The organism is Kineosporia succinea, assembly GCF_030811555.1.
GTDB lineage: Bacteria > Actinomycetota > Actinomycetes > Actinomycetales > Kineosporiaceae > Kineosporia > Kineosporia succinea.
In genome coordinates, this window is the sequence record NZ_JAUSQZ010000001.1 from 7,635,908 (window position 1) to 7,655,654 (window position 19,747).

Consider the following 19,747-nt stretch of genomic DNA (forward strand, 5'->3'; position numbering starts at 1 on the left):
GCGACCTCAGCCCTGCTCGTACAGATCCACGTACAGCCCGAGGATCTCGTCGGAACGCGGGCCCAGGGCATCAGGGTTCACGATGTTGTGCCCCAGCCCTGTCTCGGGACCGAACTCGTGCGTCCTCACCTTCAGGCCGTTCGCCTCGGCGAGCCGCGTGGGAACCTCCACGGCCTTCTCGCGGTCGATGAACGGATCCTTCGCCGAGGTCGCCACCGCCACGGTGCGCAGCTTCCCGCTCGTGGGGTCGTCGCGCAGATTGCGCCCCACGCGCAGGTACTGGGCCAGGCCGCTGAGGGTGAAGTTCGTGTCCCCCACCCGCCGGTTCGGCAGCAACCGGAAACCGTAGAGCACGATGAGCGGCTTGATCGCGAAGGCCGGGGCCTGCGAGGAGGCCGGCTGGTAGAAGGGCGACAGCGCCAGCAGGTGGGCGACCGTGTCGGTGCGGAACTCGGCCAGCCAGGTGGCCAGCACGGCGCCGCCGGACAGGCCGATCACCCCGGTCTCCTCGCCCAGCCCCGCAACGACATTCATGGCCTCGTCGGCATACTCGGCCAGACTGCCGGTGCTGACCTCCTGGGCCTGATCAGCGTCGAGCAGGCCGTGGTGAGGCTCGCGCGGCGCGTAGACGTTGTAGCCGCGGTCATAGAAGACCTCGGCCAGTTGTACGTAGTCCTTGGGGCAGCTGGTGTAGCCGTGCAGCATCAGAACGGACTTGGCCGTCTTCTCGGGGTGGATCCGGGCCAGGCTGCGGCATTCGGGCCGGACCTGGTCGTCGACGGCGTCGGTCTCGGCGGCGTTCTGGGCCACGGCCGCGGCCTCGACGAACGAGATCACCCGGGGCCGGGGGTTCTGCAGCCGCTCGTTGCTCAGCGGGAACACGTACAGGCCTCCGATCAGCACGACGAGAACGACCACGACGGCTGCGCACACCTTCATGACACGGCGCGCCCCTGCGCCGGGCGCGGACTGCTCACTTGCGGGCGACATGTTCTCCCCGAACTCGCGGGCCCCTCGGGCCACGGCGGACGACAGCGTCACCGTCGTCACGGGACCCGTCCACGGTCCCGCCGACGCATCGACGTCCGATTGCCGTGCTCGTAGAAGGCTGGTCCTGCCACTCCCAGGATCAGCGCGGCACTACCTCGGCCCGGCGACCCCGTTCAGACTCGGAGGCGTAACCACTCGCTCGTCAAGGAGTTCCTCATGCAGCTGCGCACCCGAACCGCCCTGCTCGTCGGCGGCACCTCCGGCATCGGCCTGGGCCTGGCCCGGCGTCTGGCCGCCGCCGGCACCACGGTGGTCGTCGCCGGCCGTCGCACGACCGCCGTCGACGGGCTGGAGAGCGTCACTCTCGACGTCACCGACCCGGACTCCGTCCGCGACGCCCGCGACCGCGTCCTCCTGGCCCATCCCGATCTCGACCTGGTGGTGACCATGTCCGGGGTGATGCTGCCCGAGGACCTGCGGGACCCGGCCCATCTCGCCGCCGCCGAAACCACCGTCTCGGTGAACCTTCTCGGCACGATCCGGACCCTCACCGCCTTCGTCCCCCACCTCGTCGAACGGGGCGGCGGCGACATCGTCACGGTCTCCTCCGGCATCGCGTTCCTGCCGTTCCCGCTCATGCCCACCTACGGCGCCTCGAAGGCCGGGGTGCACGCCTACACCGAGGCCCTGCGCGCCCAGCTGGCCGGTACCGGGGTCGAGGTCACCGAGCTCGTGCCGCCCGCCGTCGCCACCGCCGGGCAGGAGAAGGTCAACCCGGCCGCCCTGCCCCTGGAGGACTACCTCGACGAGATCTGGGACCTGCTGACCCAGAACCCCACGCCGCCGGAGATTCTCGTCAGGGCCGTGCACCAGCACCGCTGGGCCGAGAAGGACGGCACCTACGCCGAGCTGGTGGCACGTCGCTCGCAGGCCCTGAACACGCTGCCCGGCCGCGCCTGACCGAGGGCCCGCTCGTTGCCAGGTTCTCAATCACAGCTGAGCATGTGGATCTGCAGATAGGTGATCGGTTCGCGCCAGTCGGCCCGGCCGTCGGCCATCTCCGAGAACCGGTCGTGCCAGGCCAGTTTGGTCTCCGGATCCATGCTGCGGCACAGGAGCGCGATCTGCGCCGCCGCCCGTTCCTGGTCACCACCCAGAGCCACCAGGAGAGCACTGCTCATCGGCAGGTCGAAGTCCCCCAGCCCCAGCGCTTCCGAGGCCGCGTTCAGGGACAGCATCGCCTCGGGCGCCGAAACGGCCCGTCCCGTGACACCATCCGCCAGTTCGACCAGCGACTCCGTCAGGGAGCGCGCCGGGACCGCGGCCGGGCCCGGCTCGGCCGGCCGCGCCTCGGGCGTGACGTCCTGCCCGCCGGGTGTCTCCACCGGAACGTCCAGAAGGGCCAGCGCCCGCTCGGCGGGGTGTGCGGCAGATCCGGACGCTCGCGCGTCCTGTGCCACCCGGCGAGCCGGGCCGCCGCTGGTGGCGCCGTCCTTCAGGCGCCCCCCGATGTCCCGGACGATCTGTTGCGCGACCGATGCGGGTGAGGACAGATCCACGGCCGGCGGCCTCTGGGCCCGGTACCGCTCGACGAACCCGGCCACCTCCTCCGGATCGAGCCGGGTGGGGAGAGCCCGCTGTTGACCCGCCGCCTTCTCACTGCGGGTGCGGGCCAGCGCGATCCGGTTGCCGGAGAGCGCCAGGAAGAGCCGGTTGAACGCTTTGCGCACCTCCCTCACGCTCGCCAGGGTGGGGGCGACCCGCTTGCTGACGATCTCCTCCGCCATCTCCTCGAGCGTGCTGCCCGGCGCGGTCAGACCGGCGGCGGCGTTCGCGACCTGGGCCGGGGTCATCGCGGGAACCTCGGCCCGGGCCAGCAACTCGTTCACCGCGGCGGTCAGGGGCGCGTTGCGGATGCCGTCGACGTTGCGGGCTCCCTGGCCGTGACCGGCGCTGTCCAGGACCGGCGGGACGAGACGACCGTCCGCCTCGGGCGGGAAGAACCGGATCACCGTGCGCCGTCCGCCGGCGTTGAACGTGACCAGCTCGACGTCCTGCCCCAGGTCGGTGGCCAGGAACTGGGCGAAGCGGGTGTGCTCGCCCGTGCCGTCGGTCAGCGTGGACAGGCGCACCGTCTCCTCCCTCAGCCGCGCCTGCCCACCCGGGACGTCTTCGAGCAGCCAGTCGCGCAGCACCGCGAAGTCGACCGCCTCGACCCGGTCGATGAGCTCGTCGAGGTGGAACGGGGGCCGTTCCACCGCCTCGAACCGCTGGCTCAGGGCGTGCGCCCAGGACGCCGGAACGATCCCCTCGAACGCGTCCTCGAGCGACCCGCGGACCGTCACCTGACCTCCGAGCCTCCCCCGGTCCGGGCCGGTGATGACGAAATCGCCGTCCAGGGCGTAGTAGTCGAAGACGCCCTTGCGTTCCCGGTTGTTCTCGACGTAACTCGCCGTGCTGTTCGCGGCCGACTTCTTGACGTCGCTGCCGCGGTGAACGCCGCCGCTCGCGGTCATCAGGGTCGGGTCGTGGGCCCCCAGGACCGGCTGCCCGGCGTTGCGCCCGACAGCGACGCCGCCGTCGTGACCGCTGCCCGAGAACTTCTCCGACACCGGCTCCGGCTCGATCGTGTGCTCGGGAAAGTTGAGCGCACTCCCGTAGGGCCCCGGGTGAGCCAGCGCAGCCGGGTCGGGATGAACTCCACCGTGCTGCGGGTGCCGTCGCTGTGGACGACCTGGTACTCGGTGCGGCTCGTGACCTTCTGGCCGTCCCGGTAGAACTCGGCCTTCGCGGCGCCCAGCAGCGAACTGATGCCCGAGGTGAGGTTACGCTCCGAGAACCGCGTCGAGGCAGTGGCGTGGTCGGTCCCTCCGGGGGCGTGCTCCCGGCCGAACACGGGCCGCTCCCGGTCGGGTTCGCGGTGCATCAGGCCCGGGCGGTTGGCGGCCACCTGCTCCCAGAGCCCGACCTGCTCGCTGCGCAGGGCGCTGGTGGCCTGGATGACCTCACCGAGGGCCTCCCCGAGTTGGCGGGGCACGACGTCCGCCGCCGCCGGGAAGGGGTTCTCCCCGGTGCGGAAGACCCGCGGGGTGAAACGCCCCACGACCGTCGAGGGCGGGCGCGCAGCGGTGGTCGTCGCGTGACTCGCGGCCAGGAACCGGTACTCGCCCCGGGCCTGTCCGGGCAGCAGCTTCGTCGAGGAGTCCCGGAACCGGGCCCACCAGTCGCGCATACCCCGCACCCACTCCAGCACGAGCTCCGGCGTGTGTGCGGCGCTGAAGTCACCGATGCGGCTCAGGACCTCCGGGGCCTCGATCCTGACGTCGGGCAGACGCTTCGAGACCTCACCGACGGCGTCGGCGACACTCTGCAGCACCTTCGGGGCCTCGCTGGTGCGGTAGATGCCGATCTCGAACGTGACGCTCTTGCTGAACTCCTCGGAGGTGTCGGCCGGGGTCGCCCTCGAGATCTGCCGCCGGGTCTCGTTCTCGCCCTCGCCCTCCAGACGGCCGGACGTGCGGGAGTAGGACAGCTGGACCGGCACCCGGGTTCCGTGCTCGTCGAACCCGCCGACGCGTCCCTGCACGTGACCGCTGAGGTGGCGCACCGTGCTGGCGTGCTCGGAATGTCCCTTCTGGCTGAACATCTGGCCACCGATGGTGATCTTGAGGTCGGGCCGGGCGCCCTCGTGCACCGGAGGGGTGTCGTCCTCGACGGCTCTGACCACGACCGTCGTGTACGTGACGCCACCGGTGGTCGTGGGCGTCGCGATCGTGTAGGTCAGACCGGTGCTCCGCAGAGCGTGGTGGTTCGCCCGCAGCGACTCCTCGTCGTAGTACGCCTCCAGCCCTCGCATCACGTCGGTGCCGACCTGATCACGACCGTCGCGCAACGGGTTCCGGTCGACGACGAGGCTCTTGAACCAGGCCGCCGTGGTGTCCCAGACCCCGTCGGCGCGGCCCAGCCTCTCGAACATGCTCAGGATCTCGGGAAGCACGGCGTCGGCCGTGTAGGCCTCGATCGGGTATTTCACGCCCAGCGATCGCTCGTTGATCAGCCGGACGTCCGGCTCGGGCACGGGCAGGGGCGCGAACCCGTCGGTGCCGGGCAGCCCCAGCCGCAGCGCGGCCACGTGCGGCGCCCACATCTCGAAGCCGTTGCCCGTACGGACGTGGATCTCCTCGCTCTTCTCCGCGATGAACCTCCGGAAAACCGGGGTGCGCCAGCGCTGGTGCTGAAGGCTGGCGACGAACTCACCGACGTAGTGCTGGGTGGGGTAGTCGCCCGCTCCGGACCAGCTCTCCAGGAACAGCACCAGAGCGCCGTCGAGCCCGGCGACCTCCCCGCCCCGCGCCTTCTCGCCGCCGACGCCGGCGCCCCCGCTGACCTGTGGGCCACCGCGCCGGTTGGCCGCGCTGCCCTGCTGTTTCGGGGCCGGGGGACGGATGACGACACCGGCCGAGGCGCCGATGTGCCCGGACAACGACCACTCACCCGCGAACTTGCTCCGGAGATCGCCCTCGGTGTACTGCTCCAACTGGACGCGGTTCGTGGCCTCGACGTGAGTGAGGTTGTAGATGCCGAACCGCACCGAGACGGCGTGGTCGTAACCGTCGGCCGCACCGGGCAGATGGATGAGCAGACCACGCCCCAGCGCCCGGCGGCTCAGGGCCTCCAGGAAGAACGGCGTGCCGGAGCGCTGCGCCTGCTCCGGGGCTCCCATCAAGGCGCCCGCGTCGCTGAAGGCCGTCAGTTCCGGCCCGGGAGCGGGCGGGCGCCGGTCCCTCACCGGCACCCCGGTCATCCGGCTGAGCATCGACCGGATCAGCCCGGTGTCGGGGGCCGATCCCGTCCGGACCAGTTCGGCGATCTGCTCCACGATCACGTCGGTGCCGGCGAACAGCATCATCACACCGCTGATCTGCCGGGCCGGAATGTCGTTGCGGGTGAGCTCCGCCCCGGACGCGTCGAGGAGCAGAGGCCCGGTGCCACTGTTGAGATCGCCGGTCAGGACGGTGCTCTGACCGGTCCGGAGCACCTCGTCGATTGTCAGCGGCTGCGCGGGCAGCATGTGCTCGGACACCGTCGTCACCGACGTCGCCTCGAACTGCTGGGTTCCCCCGGCCAGGATCGCCCGGCTCCGGGTGTCGCGGGCCAGGTAGGTCTCGGTGACCCGCATCCGCTTCTCGAACCGGTGGACCGCACCACTCGTGCGCATCCGGCGGTACTCCTTCGAGGCGTGCGCCTCGGTGTTGCTGCGCCCCTGGCCGTAGTGAGCGCTCAGCTCGGGGAACGCGAAGTCGAAGTAGAGCACCCCGAGGGCGTGGGCGCGCACGTGCAGCCCGATGTCGACGCCGATCGACTTCTCCTGCCCGCGACCGGTGTCCACCGACACGGTGCCCTTCTCCTGCAGGTCGAGCGCGACGTTCGCCTCGATCACCGGCGGGCCGGTCAGGCCCCGGGGCTCCCAGCTCATCATGAACTCGTAGGTCACTCCCCCGATCACGAAGGAGTGGTGGATCCCCGAGCCGGTGAACAGGGTCTTGCCCTGGGGCAGGATCGCGGGCAGGCCGTACCGCACCGCGAGCGTGCGGTCGATCTGGTTCAGCTCGCGCATCGACAGCTTCTCGTCCTGGTCGGTGACCCGGCGCAGGTGCTCGAACTTCTCCCGGAAGTCCCGGAACACCCGGGCCATCCCGACCGCGTGGGTCAGGACCCCGGGGCCGATACCCCGGCCGGCCGCCGCGATCGCGGGCTCCCGGTACTCCGGGTGGAACTTACCCGACCACCGCTGCTGGGGGGTCGAGACGGTCACGTGCCCACTCTCGTCCTCCATCAAAGGGGCCCGGAAGTCGAGCACGATGCGGTGGCGCGGCTCGAGAAGAGGGTTGGTGCGCGGCTGCCCGTGCGGCTCGAGCACCTGCACCACCGGGCTGCCCCGCAGCACCTCGTCGACCGCACTCCAGCGCCGGGCCAGATCGCTGTCGGTGCGCAGCATCTCGGTGAACGCCGACGAGTAGTGCACCTGCAGCTGCCCGTCCCGGGCGATCTGGTTCCGCAGGCTCGTCAGCCGGCTCTCCAGACCGGCGGCGACCCGGGTCAGCTCCTGGAGGGTCTGATCCAGGGGGGCGGGGACCGGGGTTCGCGTCAGCGACGGGTTGACCTGGAAGCCCACCGGCGCACGCCGCCCGACCTCGGTGAAAGTGCCGTCCTCCCGGGCGATTCGCCGGGTGGTGACCCGCATCTCGCGAGCACCGTCGATCTGACCGTCCGGGGCGACCACGTAGCGGTCGACGATCGGGGTGAGGTCGGCGATCTGCCGGGCGCTCAGATCCTGCCGGGTGCGGGTGGTTTCGTCCACGACCCGGAGGTTCTGCGGCCGGAGGCGGCGCAGCCGGTTCCAGTCCGCCCCGATGCCCTCGTCGAACCGGGCCGGCAGTTCGACCTCGAAAACCGTTTCGGGACGCCGCAGGGCGAGTTCGCGGAGATCACCGACGGTCTGGACACGCCCGAAGCCCAGGGGGCTGGCGACCGGTATCCGGTGCAGGCCCAGCGGCGTGCGGGCGGGTAGCTTCCCCGGGCCGAACGGGGAGGTGACCGGGAGCGCCCGCCCGGGTCCACCGATGAGGTTGCCCTCGCGGTCCAGCTCGAAGCTCAGGTCGTAGGCGCGGTCGCCGGCCGGCGGGTTGACGAAGACGGTCGAGGGGCGGCGGAGCTGCTCCGCCTCGCTCCGCTGGTCGGAGGCTGCCCGGAGTTTGCGCCAACGGTAGGACGTCTGGGGCGAGTGGCCGCGGAGGTCTTTCAGGTCGAGCCCGTCCGAGGCGGTGATCCTGATCGTGACCGCCTGACCACCGGCCAGTTTGCGTCTGAGTGGGCGGAACAGATTGAGGACGCGGGTCCTGGGGCTCTGGAGGGCGGCGGGCGGGGCCGCCGCCGGCGTCGGAACCGGATGCCGGAGCCTGCTCAGGCGGACGAGGTCGCGAACGGTGCGCACCGGCTGCCCTATCAGCGGACTGGCCTTGCCGAAGCGGGTTTTCGCCAGGACCGGTTCCGGGAGCTTCTGGTTTCCCTCTCTGTCGTGGACGAAGTCGTTCGAAGCCGGCTCCGGGACTCTCGAGGCGGCCGGGCGGCGTCCGGTGTGTTCGCCGCCCAGCGCCATGTGCTCGAACCGGTCGGCGTCCTTCTCGCCCATGCCCATCTCGAGCGCGGTGGTGACGTCGAACGGGATGTCGCCGTGGCTCGAGACGATTTCGCCGGTGAAGCGGTACACGGCGCGGTAGCGCACCAGCTTGTCGAAGCGCATCGTGGCGATCTTGGCCTGGCCCTGCAGGCCGACCGTGCGGTGGTCGACGGTGTGGCTCTCCAGGACGGGGATCGAGAGCGAGGGTGAGAACAGGAAACGGTGGTGGTCGACGTCGAAGCTGAAGTCGACCCCGATGCCCACTCCGGCGTCGCGCCGCACGTCCTCACCGGACTTCGTGGTGTAGGTGTCGGCCATGTCGTCACGGATCGGCACGTTGTCCGGGGTGGTGGTGATGTACTGCACCGAAACGGCTTTGGCCCCCATCCGCAGGTACCCGTCGAAGTTCAGCTCGGCATTGGCCATGCGCGGCGAGACGTAGGCGCCCGATCCCCACCACTGGGTGCGGTCCTTCGCCCGGCCCTCGCCCAGGAACTCCTGGCGGATCTCGTCCATGAGCTCGTCGTGGGCCTCGGTCCGGCCGCCGAACCTCTCGACCAGCAGCTCGGAGATCCGGTCCAGGACGGCCTGCAGGTTCACCGCGTTGATCGTCGGTTTCAGGCCGTGCAGCACGTCGGGCTCGACGACCGGCACGACCGGGTGCGGCGAGGAGAGGGTGGCAGCGGTCAGACTCGTGACCGGCATCTGGGTGAACGCGTCCCACAGCTCGGTGGTGCCCGAGAGCACCTGCGCCACGGTGGGCCATCCCCCCTCGGGCAGCTTCCAGGCCGCGATCGCGTTCACGAACAGTTCCCAGAACTCCGGTGTCACCCGGACCACCGGGGCGAAGGCGGCCCAGACCTCGGGACTCGGTGCGGCGGCCGCCGCCCGGAAATGATTCCAGGCCTTGGCTTGCCCCACGAACGCCATCCGGAGCGGTTCCCAGTCCGCCGGGGATGCCTGATAGAGCCGGCCGAGCTCGGCCCACAGCCGCGGGACCGCCGAGAAGACCGCGGCCAGATCGGCCCGGGCCTGGTCGGACACCCTGAACGAGTCCATCCGCTCCCGCCACTGCCCCGGCGTGGCCAAGGCTTCGCGGACGTTCGCCGCGCGCATCGCCGGGGTGGTCGAGAACGCCTTGGCGAACTCGACGTCCATCCCCGGCAGGTGCAGGGGCCGCGGCTCCGGCATCGTGACGGCCTCACCGTCACGGGTGACCTCTGCGTCCACGCGCAGCGCGACCCAGAACTCGGCGCGGTCGTTGACGAGAGGCCGGTTGCCCGACTGGATCTCGGTGGTGGATCCGTGGTGCCGGCTCCCGCCGCTGCCCGCCGAGATCCGCAGCATCGGCATGATGTGGCCGAGCGGACCGGCCGTCATCATGAAGATCAGCGGGTCGATCAGGAGCGAGGCCCCGGTGCGGTACTTCTTCGCCTCGCCCCGGGCCACCGTGAGGTCACCGTAGGCACTGACGTAGCGGATCAGGAACTCCTCCAGGGGTTCCTTCGGGTCGTGGACGATCGTGGTCGGCTCGAATCTCAGCTTGACCGTCACGGTGCCCTGCTGGAGCGAGACACCGCTCTGGATCATCTTTTTCCAGGCGGCCGGGTCCTGGTCGGACAGGGTCCGGCGGATCCGGTTCCGCAACCGGGCGGCCTCGGTCGGTCCCAGATCGGCTCCGGCGACCACCCAGTTGACCCAGTCGGTGGTGGCGCCGGCCGGGGCGGTGGTGTGCTCGAGCACGGCGTCCACGTTGACCACCGCGCCGTCGCCGAAGGCCCTGGTCTCGGTGAAGAACGTCGGGGGCATGGGGTCGTCGACGTGAGATCTCACGCCGCCCCGGATGACCGCGGTCAGGGCCTCCCGGAGCTCCGGGTCGGTGTGGATGACGTTGCGCAGTTCCTGGCGGATCTGGCTGGGTGTCGCGGTGGCCGGGTCGACCACCGGCTGGGCGACGACCGCCGACGACGGCGTCGCTTCATCGCCGACCCAGCGGACGCGGACGTCGGTGACCGTCGGCGCGGGAGCCGAGGACGGTACGTAGAACGAGCGCACCGGGAGTGTCTCCCGCAGGTCCTGCGGACCGTCGGCCGGCTGCCAGGGACGTTCGCCGGATCGCGGGGTGGCCGTGTCGCCGGCCCGCACCCGGCGGTACACCTCGCGCACGTCGCGGGGGGACGGGGTCGAGCCGTCTCCCCGCATCAGGCTGCGACCCAGGTCGAGGGCCGTCGAGGCCGCGTGCGTGACCCTCGGTTCCTTCTTCCAGGACTCCGGTACATGGGGATTGTCCGGGTTCTTGAAGGCGGCGGGCCGGATGCGCCGGCCCGGCGAGCGCAGCGGGTCGACCACGGCGGGGTCGTGCCCGTAGTGATCGCCCAGCCCGAGAGCATGCGAGAGCTCGTGGGCGAGGACGAAGGCGTTGTCGCCCAGGTGGATGCTGAGGGCGTCGGCACGCCTGCGCCCGGGGTACACGGTGATGGTCCGGTCCGCCGGTCGGTGCTGATCGGGTGCGACGAGCACCTGCGGATCGGCCCTGACGAAGACCGTGTGTGCGCCCTCGACGACTCCCCGGCTGGTGCGCCAGGCATCGGTCATCGCCCGCCGCGCCCGGGCGGCCACCTTCGCGAGCTGCACCGGGGTCACGCCCGGCGCCGCCTCCAGCAGGATCACCGGCTGGACCACCACGGCCCGGACGTGCTCGCCGATGTCGATCACCCGGGCGGAGAAACGGTACTCGTCGAGGTTGACGCTGCGCAGGCTGAGCCGCGTCATCAGCCGCCCGAGGACCTGGGTGAGCAGGTCCGGGATCTCGTTCTCCCGCTGCGTCAGCTGATCACGGATCGCCGCGCGCAGCTCGACGGCCCTGAGGCCGGTGAGTTCGTCCAGCGATCCGGACGCCTCACCGGTCATGGACCTCAGCTCACGGGCGAACTCCAGCAGGCTCTCCTGCTCGTGCTCCACGAACTCGCCGGTCGCTTCCAGGTTCGCCCGGAACTTCTCCAGGTCCGGCTTGTTCGGCGGGTTCTTCTCCAGCTTCTCGTGCATGACGGCCAGTGCGTCGGGGCGTCCCTGCCGGTGTTCCCGACCGAGCAGATCGTTCAGGTGGGCCCGCTGCTCCTCGTCGGTCCGGGACAGGCCCGAGGGGTGGGGGATCCGGCCCTGCTCGAGCTCGAACCCTTCGCTCAGCCGCAGCAGGGCGTGGCGCATCACCTGGGTGAGTTCCCTGACCGAGCCCAGCGCGGCACCGAGGGCGCCCAGGCTGGGCATCGCGCCGCGGTAACGGTCGATCCTCATCGGTGCCTCACCGCTGACGCGGATCGCTGCGGCGCCGGGCGTGGCCGTGAGAAGGACGTCCCAGGCCGGGTCCCACTCCGAGGGCCCCACCGGCAACGCTCTGCGGCTGAAAGTTCCGCTGCTGGTGTGGGGATCGGGGAGATGGAGGGCCCGGGGCTCGTCGTGCAGACGCACCGAACGGGCCCCCGGCAGCAGGCTGCGCCAGACGTCGAGGAACTGGTCGGCGAGGGCACCGTCGCCGAGTTGTGCCGCCGACACCGTAGCCCGCTCCGGGTGCATCTGACGGACTACTCGCACGGACCGTTCGGTCAGGATGCCCCGTTCGGAACCCATCAGCCCGGCCGAGGTCCGCAGGACGTGCGGGTTCATGGCGGCCCCCTCCGTGCGGCGGGGCTCCTCCTGGCCGTCCCGGACGAGCTTGCCGTAGCTGTCAGGAATGGCGACGAACTGTGCGATCCCGGGGCGGGTCCCGTCGAGAAGGTGCTGCTCCCAGGGAGTCCAGGGATAGATCGTGTATCCGGACGCCCTTCTCTGCACGGCGCCGTCCGCCGCCGGCCGGGCCTGCAGCCAGCCGTCCACCGGGCCCGTCGGCGCGGGCTCGATCAGGGCCCGGAACCCATCGATGCCGTCGACCCGCAACGCGTCCCGGGAGTAGACCAGGTTGGTTCCATAGGCCTTGACCAGTTCGTCGGCGAAGTGGTCAGGGGTGTTGGCGAGGATGAGACGCACGGACGCCCGCCGAGCGGGTGAGATCTGCTCAAAGGCCGACCACACGAGTGCTTGTGTGTCCGGGGACACCCCGTCGCCAGGCACCCAGAGGTCGAACCCGTCTTCCTCTCCCGGAGGCAGAAGGGCAGGAACCTCACCGCGACGGGTCACCGCACCCGCGTTCTCTCCACGGTGCAGGGCCCACCCGGAATCACGGGGCCCGAGGTGGATGACGCTCGTGGGCTGCCCGGCCACGGCCCCGACGGGCGCCGCCTGCAGATCGGGTCCGGACGGGACCGGGGCGAAGACAGGACCGAGGTCGTCCACCAGCCAGGCCTGCGAACCGTCGCGCATGGCGTCGGAGCGGATCCGGACCCAGGACATGACCGGCGCGCCGGGGACGGGCAGCAGTGTCCCGGTGGTGCGGTCGAGACCCGATGTCGTGTAGATCAGGTCGACACCGGTCCGGGCCGACAGGTTCCGGGCCACCTTGTCCGGAAGCGGGGCCAGGATCCGCAGGGCACGAATACCGGCCCGGTTCTCCTGGAGGTAGGCCGCGAGTGCCTGGTGCAGCCGGGAGTCGATCGCGGGGAAGCCGTCGAGGCTCAGGGCCAGACGCCCCGGCTCCTGGGGCAGCATCTGCGGGGTGATCGTGGGGCTCGCCCCGGGGCGGGACAGGACCACGGCTCCGTCGATGCGGTGCTCGTTCCACACCGTACCGTCGGGGACCCGGGAACCGGTCGTCACCGGCGCCCCGTGATCAGTCATCACCACGTCGGAATCCGTTGCGGCGGGCAGAGTTCCGTCGGGCAAGGGCCCGCCGTTCGTCGGCCTGAGCACCTCGTCGGCCAGCGTGGCGGCCAGTCCTTCGACCTCCCGGAGGATCCGGGGCATTGCATCCGGATCGGTCGTGATGGGAGTGGCGGAGAGCCGGGACAACGATTCCACCAGTGCCATGGCCAGGACCGCCGACAGGTCCCGACGAGCCGACTCGAGCTGGGAGGTGTCCCGCCACTCCGGTCCCGGTCCGACGGGAAGATGCGCGTTCATGACCTGAGCCGCCATGATGCTTGCGGCGCCTGGAATCCGCCCTCGGAGCCCGGAGATCTGATATGTCGCCGGCCCGACCAGGTTCGACCACCACCACCGACGTGACTCCGTACGTTCCGGACCGGTCAGCGTGAGCAGACGCCGCGTCAGCGTGCCGGCGGCGAAGTCCGGAACAACCTTCACCCTCACCGGAGTCCTGCGGCTCTCCGGGCGCGGTTCGAACCCGACGATCACCAGGTAGTCGCCCGGATATGGTTCCTCGGCCTTGAGTTTCACCGTCGCCGACACCGGACCGGGACCGGACGGCGAGATCCGTTTCGGATCGGTCTGGATCACCAGCGGATGCAGTCGTGGCAGCCCTCCGACTCCGTCCGGATCCGCCCAGTCAAGCGCCGGGAGCAGCCGTCCGAGCCCTTGGTGCTGCAGATAGTTCCGCACGGCCGCCAGAATCGCCAGGTGGTGGTACTTCAGGGTGTCGATGCCCGGATGGCCTGTCGGCCTGAGCATCGCCGCCTCGCCCGGTGCCGGAGCTGAGGCGCCCGGAACGCTCCGGACATCGGCCTCCGTGTCATGGCTGTGGCGCGCCATGACCCGTTCGTACAGGATCCTCAGATCCCTCTCCGTCACCTCATGCCCGCCGTGCATCAAGGCCGACTCGTGATCCAGGGTGGTGGGTCGCAGGAATCGGGCTTCCTTCGGAGGAAACGTCAGGCCTGGCTTCAGAAGGATCCGCCTCAGACGCAAGGGCTGGACCGCGTCTCCTGGAGTGAACGGATACCGGTCGGCCAGTCCCATCCGATGAGCGACCTCGTGGCTGAGTGTCTGGGCCGAGGTGGTGACGTACACGTGATCCGAGGTCGCCCGGCCGCTGCCCGGATGGACAGCGATGAATGCTGCTGCGGAACCAGAAACGAGCTGCCCGTAGGTGATTTCGGGCCTGACCCGGACGAAGACGGTACGGCCGTGCGCCCGGAACCCGTCGGTGCCGTTCCAGCTGTCGCGGATCCCGACGGCCATCCGGACCGCCAGCTTCTGCACGTCGGCCTGAGCCACCCCCGCCCTCGGCACCAGGTGCACCCAGGGACGGGCTTCCACCAGCCTCACCCCCGGGAGATCGTCGATGACCCGGACCTGGAGCGAGTCCGGCCGCATGACGTCGAGGCGGCTCCACCGCTCCGAAAGGGCCCGGTTCATCAGCTCGCCGATCAGGATCTCAGGTTCCAGCGGCTCGGCCCGTTCCCCGAGGTGGAGCAGGGCCTGGTCGTCGACCGGGCGGAGAGTGGCCGGCATGCGAGTCGTGACGTACTCGACCAGCTTCGACTCCCGGTCCGGTCCCTCGCCGGCAGGGGGACGCCCGGTGATCCCCGGGAGAGCAGCCAGCACATCGGCGATCTGGGACAGGTTGTCCACCAGGATCTCCCGTCGGCGCGGGCCGGCGGGAACCGTCTTCCGATCGAGATAGGCCTGCAGAACGGTCCCGTCCCGGCTCTCGACGCCCCGGTAGTTCCGTTCCTCGAGGAGCCACTTCAGCGGATCCAGCCTCTGCGGCCCGGTACCGGTCGTGCGCAGGTGCTCCAGCTCCGCCTGCACCCGATCGGCCAGTTCCTGGTCAGGCACCTTCCGGGGTCCGAGCAGACCCGAGTGGTGCAGCGCCTCCGCGTAGATCAGCACCAGGCTCTGCCGCAGAGCCGACGTGAGCTCATGCTGCCCGGGAGCGTTCAGATACTGCTGGACAGCCGCTTGCGACGCCACCTGGATCCGATGCGGGTCCAGGACCCGCTGCGCCCAGAAGGAGAGGTCATCCAGTCTCACGATCTCTCCGCGAGCCGGATCGGCGAGCGCACGGTCGTACTCGTCGCGCCAGAGAGCACCCGTCGTGGGCTGAGGTACCTTGGTCTGGTTGTCGAGCCCCGCACGCATCTCCCGCGCGGTCCACACCGGCTTCCGGTCGTCACGCCGGTCAAAACGCTTGTCGTGCAGAAGGACCGGTACTCCGGCGGGGGCCAGGGCCCGCCAGCTGTCGAGCACCGTCTCGGCCGTGATGTCGGGACCGATCTGGGCCACCGAGACGGTGATGCGCGCGGGATCGGCGAGAACTCCGGCCGCCGCGGCCCCGACCTGACGATCGTCCGAGATCACGACTCCGGACCGGGTCCGGAGGATGAACTTCACCGGGCCGGGCTGTCCGGGCACGGCGTACGGCCGAGGTGCTTTCGTCCGGCCCAGCTGCTCGTCCCAGAGAATCGAGGGGAAGAAGGTCTGGTACGTCGATCCCACCAGGACCGGCCTCGTCCGTGCGGTCCAGGGGTGCGGGAGCGGGTCGGCAACGGAGAACCGGGACGGGTAGGCCCGCAGCCAGCCTTGCTGAACGTCGTCCGTCTCGCCGGTCTCGACCGAGATCAGGACCCGGTACCTGCCCTTCCCCGGAGTGCTGTCCCGGAACGTCTTCAGGCGGCCCCGGCTGAAGACCAGGTCGATGTCGAAGTCAGCGGCGAGCTCGGCCGCGAACTCGTCGCTCACCTCGGGGAGGACCAGGCGTACCCGCTTCCCCTGGTGATCTGCCAGCACCGTTCGGGTGACGATCTCGACATGGCCCCGAGTGCTGCCTTCGTCGTGGATCACCACGGTCACCCGGTCGTTCTCGACCGGTGGCGCCGCCCACCCGGAGGCCTCCAGGTGCAGGGGTGCCACGAAGAACCATCCGGCCCCACGGTAGCCGGCCCAGTCCTGGCCCTCGATCTTCCCGACGGTTACCCGATCACCCAACATCGGCCACGGAGCTTCGTCGAGGTCGGCGGTGAGCCGGCCGAAGTCGTCCGGCACCGGGATGTGCGGTTGTTCCCCCAGGTCGTCGACCATCCAGGCCTCGCCGCCGTTCTCGGACACGTAGCGGTACGGACGTGTCCTGGTCCAGTGCCTGACCTGGGTGTTCGGCGGCCCGGTGGTGATACTCCGCAGATGGATGATGTCCAGGTCGAAGAGCGCGACGAGCTCGCGCACGAATCCTTCGCTCAGGCCCTCCCGATAGATCGTCCAGGTCTTCTGACCGGTCCCGGCCACGTTCCGGAAGAAGCCGCGAAGAACGTCTTTCAGCACCACCTCACTGGTCGTGTTTCCGTCCGCGACCAGCAGGGTCGAGCGTCCGGCGGCGAGGGGCGGGAGCACTGCCGGATCAAGATGCCCCGGAAGACCGAGGACGTACCGCAAGGGTCCGCCGGACGGGTCAGAGACACCGTGCCGCAAGACTTTCCAGGACGGTCCGAGCGCCGAGAACGGGTCGTCGGTCAACCACGCCCCGGGCTTGCCCAGCGGAGTGGTCACGGACACCGAGACGTCGTTCCCGCTGAACCGGGCCTCTCGCTCGGCTCCCAGGTTCTGCAGAAGCTCGACCGGACTGCCCTCGTCGGAGGACAACCACAGCAGGTCGCCGGCATGGTGATGCGCCGTTCCGAGATGGACGTCTCCGCGGCGCAACTGAACGGTGGCGCCAGGCCCGTGCCAACGAAGGGTGCGAGCCAGCCCCTGCGACAACGTGGCCCCGGGCGCCAGGTCGAGTGGTGCGGGCAAGCTGTCGACCTTCTCCCCGTACAGCACCTCGATCAGGGCAGGCGCGTCAGCGAACAAGGCCGAGAGGGTACGTCGTGCCACCTGCGCGAGCGTCCCTCGAAGGCCTCGGAGACCGGGCCGGCCGACCACGGGTTCAGCCCGATAGTCAGTCCCTGCGCCCAGGCCCTTTTCCCACAGGTGGTCGGGAGGACCATATCCGGCGGCGGCCGGCGCGGAGAGCCAGAGACGTTCCGGCCCGGCCTGGTGCGCGATTCCGAGCAACTCGCCGTTCATGCTCACCAGGACGGTGTCACCGGGGTTCACGAGGGTGCTGTCGAGATCTTTGTCGATGTCCACGACGTTCGTGCCGGGGGACGACGCAGAAGGTTTGGACAACCCCAGCTCCTGGCGGAGAGTGGTCTCCAGCGCGTCATGGACGTGCCCTCGCAGCACGGTGGTGTAGAAGGCGTCGACGGGCTCGCTGACGTGTCGTTCCGCCCACCGCACCTCTCCACGCTGCCACCAGGGCGTGGCGGTTCCGTCGGCCCGCAGGAGCGCGACCAGAACCTCTCCGTCCCGGGGCAGGACTCCTCTCCCGGCCGCCCGGTGCAGGGGCTCACTCATCAGCGCGCCATCGGTCGGGGCCAGCGTCTCCCAGAAGATCCGGCTCCCGAGCCGTACAGCTGCGCCCACGGCCGCACCGCCGTGGCGCACCACGGCACTCGATCCCGGGCCCGCCTGAGAGAGGTTGGCCTGAAGGGCATCCCAGAGGAGATACTCCTGGCGACCTTTCAGGGCGAATTCGAACTCGGGCGGCTCGGGCAGGCTCTTTCCCAGCAACAGGCGAACCCCCGGCACCGCGGCCACGGAACGGTCGGCGAGCTGCCGCACCGCGTTCACGACGCCCGAGACCGCAGGAACCACCGAGGCGCGGGGCTGCAGGACGAGCACCGAAACCGCCTCCTGCGCAGAGATATCCGGCGCGTGGCGCAGTTCGGTCAGACCGGAGGACTCCCACGGCAGGGGGATCCACACGTCGTGTGCTCCCCGATAAGCCAGACCGATCGGGTCCGGGCCGGCGACGACGAGAGCGATCGTCCCCGGTTCGCTCCGCTGCGACCGGAGGAAGGACTGGATCCAGTTCTCCGAACTGGCCCCCGTCACCGGGGTCCCAGCCGGCCGCCAGTCCTGGCTCACCCGGAAAGGAGCCGAATCTCCTTCCCAAAGGCTGGTCAGGTAAACCAGTCCGGCTGGTGTCGCGGTGGGGGCGGAGGTCGTTCCGGCCTCGCCGGACGCCTGGGGCGCCGACTCTGCGACGCCGGTCAAGGCGTCGGTACCCCTGGACGCGCCGCCCTCCATCCTCAGGCCGAACAGGTTGCGGGCCACCACGGCCGCGGCTTCCACCACCCGGTCGCCGGTGATCCCGGCTGCGTCACGGGCCTCGACCACGTCATCCTGCGTCGGCATCTCCTTCTCGGGCAGGCCGACTCCCCGCAGGTAGCCCTGCACCTGCAGGTGCAGCTGCTGATCGCTGTACCTCCCCTCGGGCGTTTGCGACAGGAGCCCCAGCACATCCTGGACACCCTGCGCGCCCGCTTCATCCATCTCCACGTCGGAATCCGGCCCGGCGAACGGCGTTCCGGCCTGCGGCGCCCGGGGTGTTCCCGACGAGATCACCTCCTCGAGCACCGCTTTCGTGACAACGGACGTCAAGGGGGACGCCGCGTCCCGGGCCTGCAGGGAGAGGACCGAAACCCGTTCCCGAGCAGTGAATTCCGACACCTGGTGTAGGTCGAGGGGGCCGGCGACCTCTCCCCGCAGGGATATCCACATGTCCTGCTCACCCCGGTAGGCCAGTCCGGCCGGGTCCGTGCCGACCGCGACGAGCACGGCCGATCCGGGCCCGACCAGCTGCCCCCGGACGAACGACGCATTCCAGCTGTCCGCGCTCGAACCGATCACCGAGTCATCCGCGGAGCGCCAGTCCCGGGTCACCCGGAAGAGCGCTTCGTCCCCGTGCCACAGCCTTTTCAGATACGCACTGCCGGAGAGCATTTCGGGGTTCGCTGAACTCGGCGACGGCCCGTCCGAGACGATCCGGGGAGCGGCGGCTCCCGTCGAAGAGCCACCGGGGAGCCGGAGCGAGAACATGTCCCTCGCCACGGTGCCCGCGGCCCGCACCACGCCGTCCCCGGACAGGTCGATCGCCGCCGCGTGGCGCAGCACGTCCGGCCGGTCCGGCATCCTCCCCTCGGGAACGATCCCGGTCAGGTGACCGCGCACACGGACGAACAGGTCCTCGTCGCTGAAGGGCCGGACCGGCCCGGTCTCGGACGAGGACGGTGACTCCGGGGACGACCGCAGAAGACCCAGCGCCTCCTGGACCGTCCCGGCTCCCGTCCCGGGGCGTTCCACCGACAGCCGCGGAGGCTGGACCGAGACCGCCGGTATGGCAGACACCGTTGCCCGGCCCGCCGTATCCAGCTCAGCTCGGGCCGAGGTGACGTTCTGGACCTCGGCTGCGAGCTGAGGAGAACGCTCGGCCAGTCCCGGGGCCCGGCGCAGCGCGCCGTCCGCCTCAGCCTGGGTCGTCAGCAGCTTGACGTGATATGAGCTGACCGCACTGGACACGACCTCGAGCGCCGCATCCAGCAGACCGAGGAGATGGCCGGTCCGGGAATGGATCTCGGCGAGCGGTACGTGTCCCGTCCCGTCGATGCAGGCGTCGTCACCGATTCTCGCCGCGCTGCTGTCGACCCCGGTCCTCGCATCGGCGATCGACTGGCGGACCGTCTCCAGACGGGTGACGACCTGCTGCACGGCCCCCGGGTCGCCCGGCGCCGGATCGCAGGACAGACCGAGCGGGGACCAGTCACTGGGACGCGGCATGACCAGCAGGGTCGGACACGGACGTTGACGTCGGGTTGACAGGGCTGCGGCAGAGTGGTCGTGATCTCCGGTTCCGGGGTGGGCAGCCGG

Annotated in this window: 4 protein-coding genes; 1 reads left to right on the plus strand and 3 read right to left on the minus strand. The window is 70.3% G+C overall.

Features of this window, described 5'->3' with window-relative positions; genetic code table 11:
* Positions 1 to 6: 6 nt before the first annotated feature.
* A complete protein-coding gene (locus tag J2S57_RS33575; RefSeq protein ID WP_307250320.1) occupies positions 7 to 1,050 on the minus strand; it encodes an alpha/beta hydrolase in 1,044 nt (347 codons plus the stop codon).
* A 156-nt stretch (positions 1,051 to 1,206) separates the two neighbouring features.
* Between J2S57_RS33575 and J2S57_RS33580 the strand changes: the two genes are divergently transcribed.
* Positions 1,207 to 1,950, plus strand: coding sequence for an SDR family oxidoreductase (locus tag J2S57_RS33580; RefSeq protein ID WP_307250322.1), 744 nt, complete (start codon positions 1,207 to 1,209; stop codon positions 1,948 to 1,950).
* Positions 1,951 to 1,976: 26 nt separating this feature from the next.
* On the opposite strand, the gene J2S57_RS33585 is transcribed toward J2S57_RS33580, so the two are convergent.
* Together J2S57_RS33585 and J2S57_RS33590 are read right to left on the minus strand one after the other, a co-directional pair.
* Positions 1,977 to 3,602: a hypothetical protein gene (locus tag J2S57_RS33585; protein ID WP_307250325.1), complete on the minus strand. Its 1,626-nt coding sequence runs from the start codon at positions 3,600 to 3,602 to the stop codon at positions 1,977 to 1,979.
* Complete coding sequence (locus tag J2S57_RS33590; RefSeq protein ID WP_307250326.1) at positions 3,506 to 19,657, minus strand: hypothetical protein; 16,152 nt, start codon at positions 19,655 to 19,657, stop codon at positions 3,506 to 3,508. Before J2S57_RS33590 ends, J2S57_RS33585 begins: the two co-directional genes overlap by 97 nt.
* Positions 19,658 to 19,747 lie beyond the last annotated feature (90 nt).

What these genes read in the sequence shown, in the direction of transcription:
- J2S57_RS33580 (WP_307250322.1), top strand. Translation starts at nt 1,207, where the DNA reads ATGCAGCTGCGCACCCGAACCGCCCTGCTCGTCGGCGGCACCTCCGGC.
- J2S57_RS33590 (WP_307250326.1), bottom strand. Translation starts at nt 19,657, where the DNA reads ATGCCGCGTCCCAGTGACTGGTCCCCGCTCGGTCTGTCCTGCGATCCG.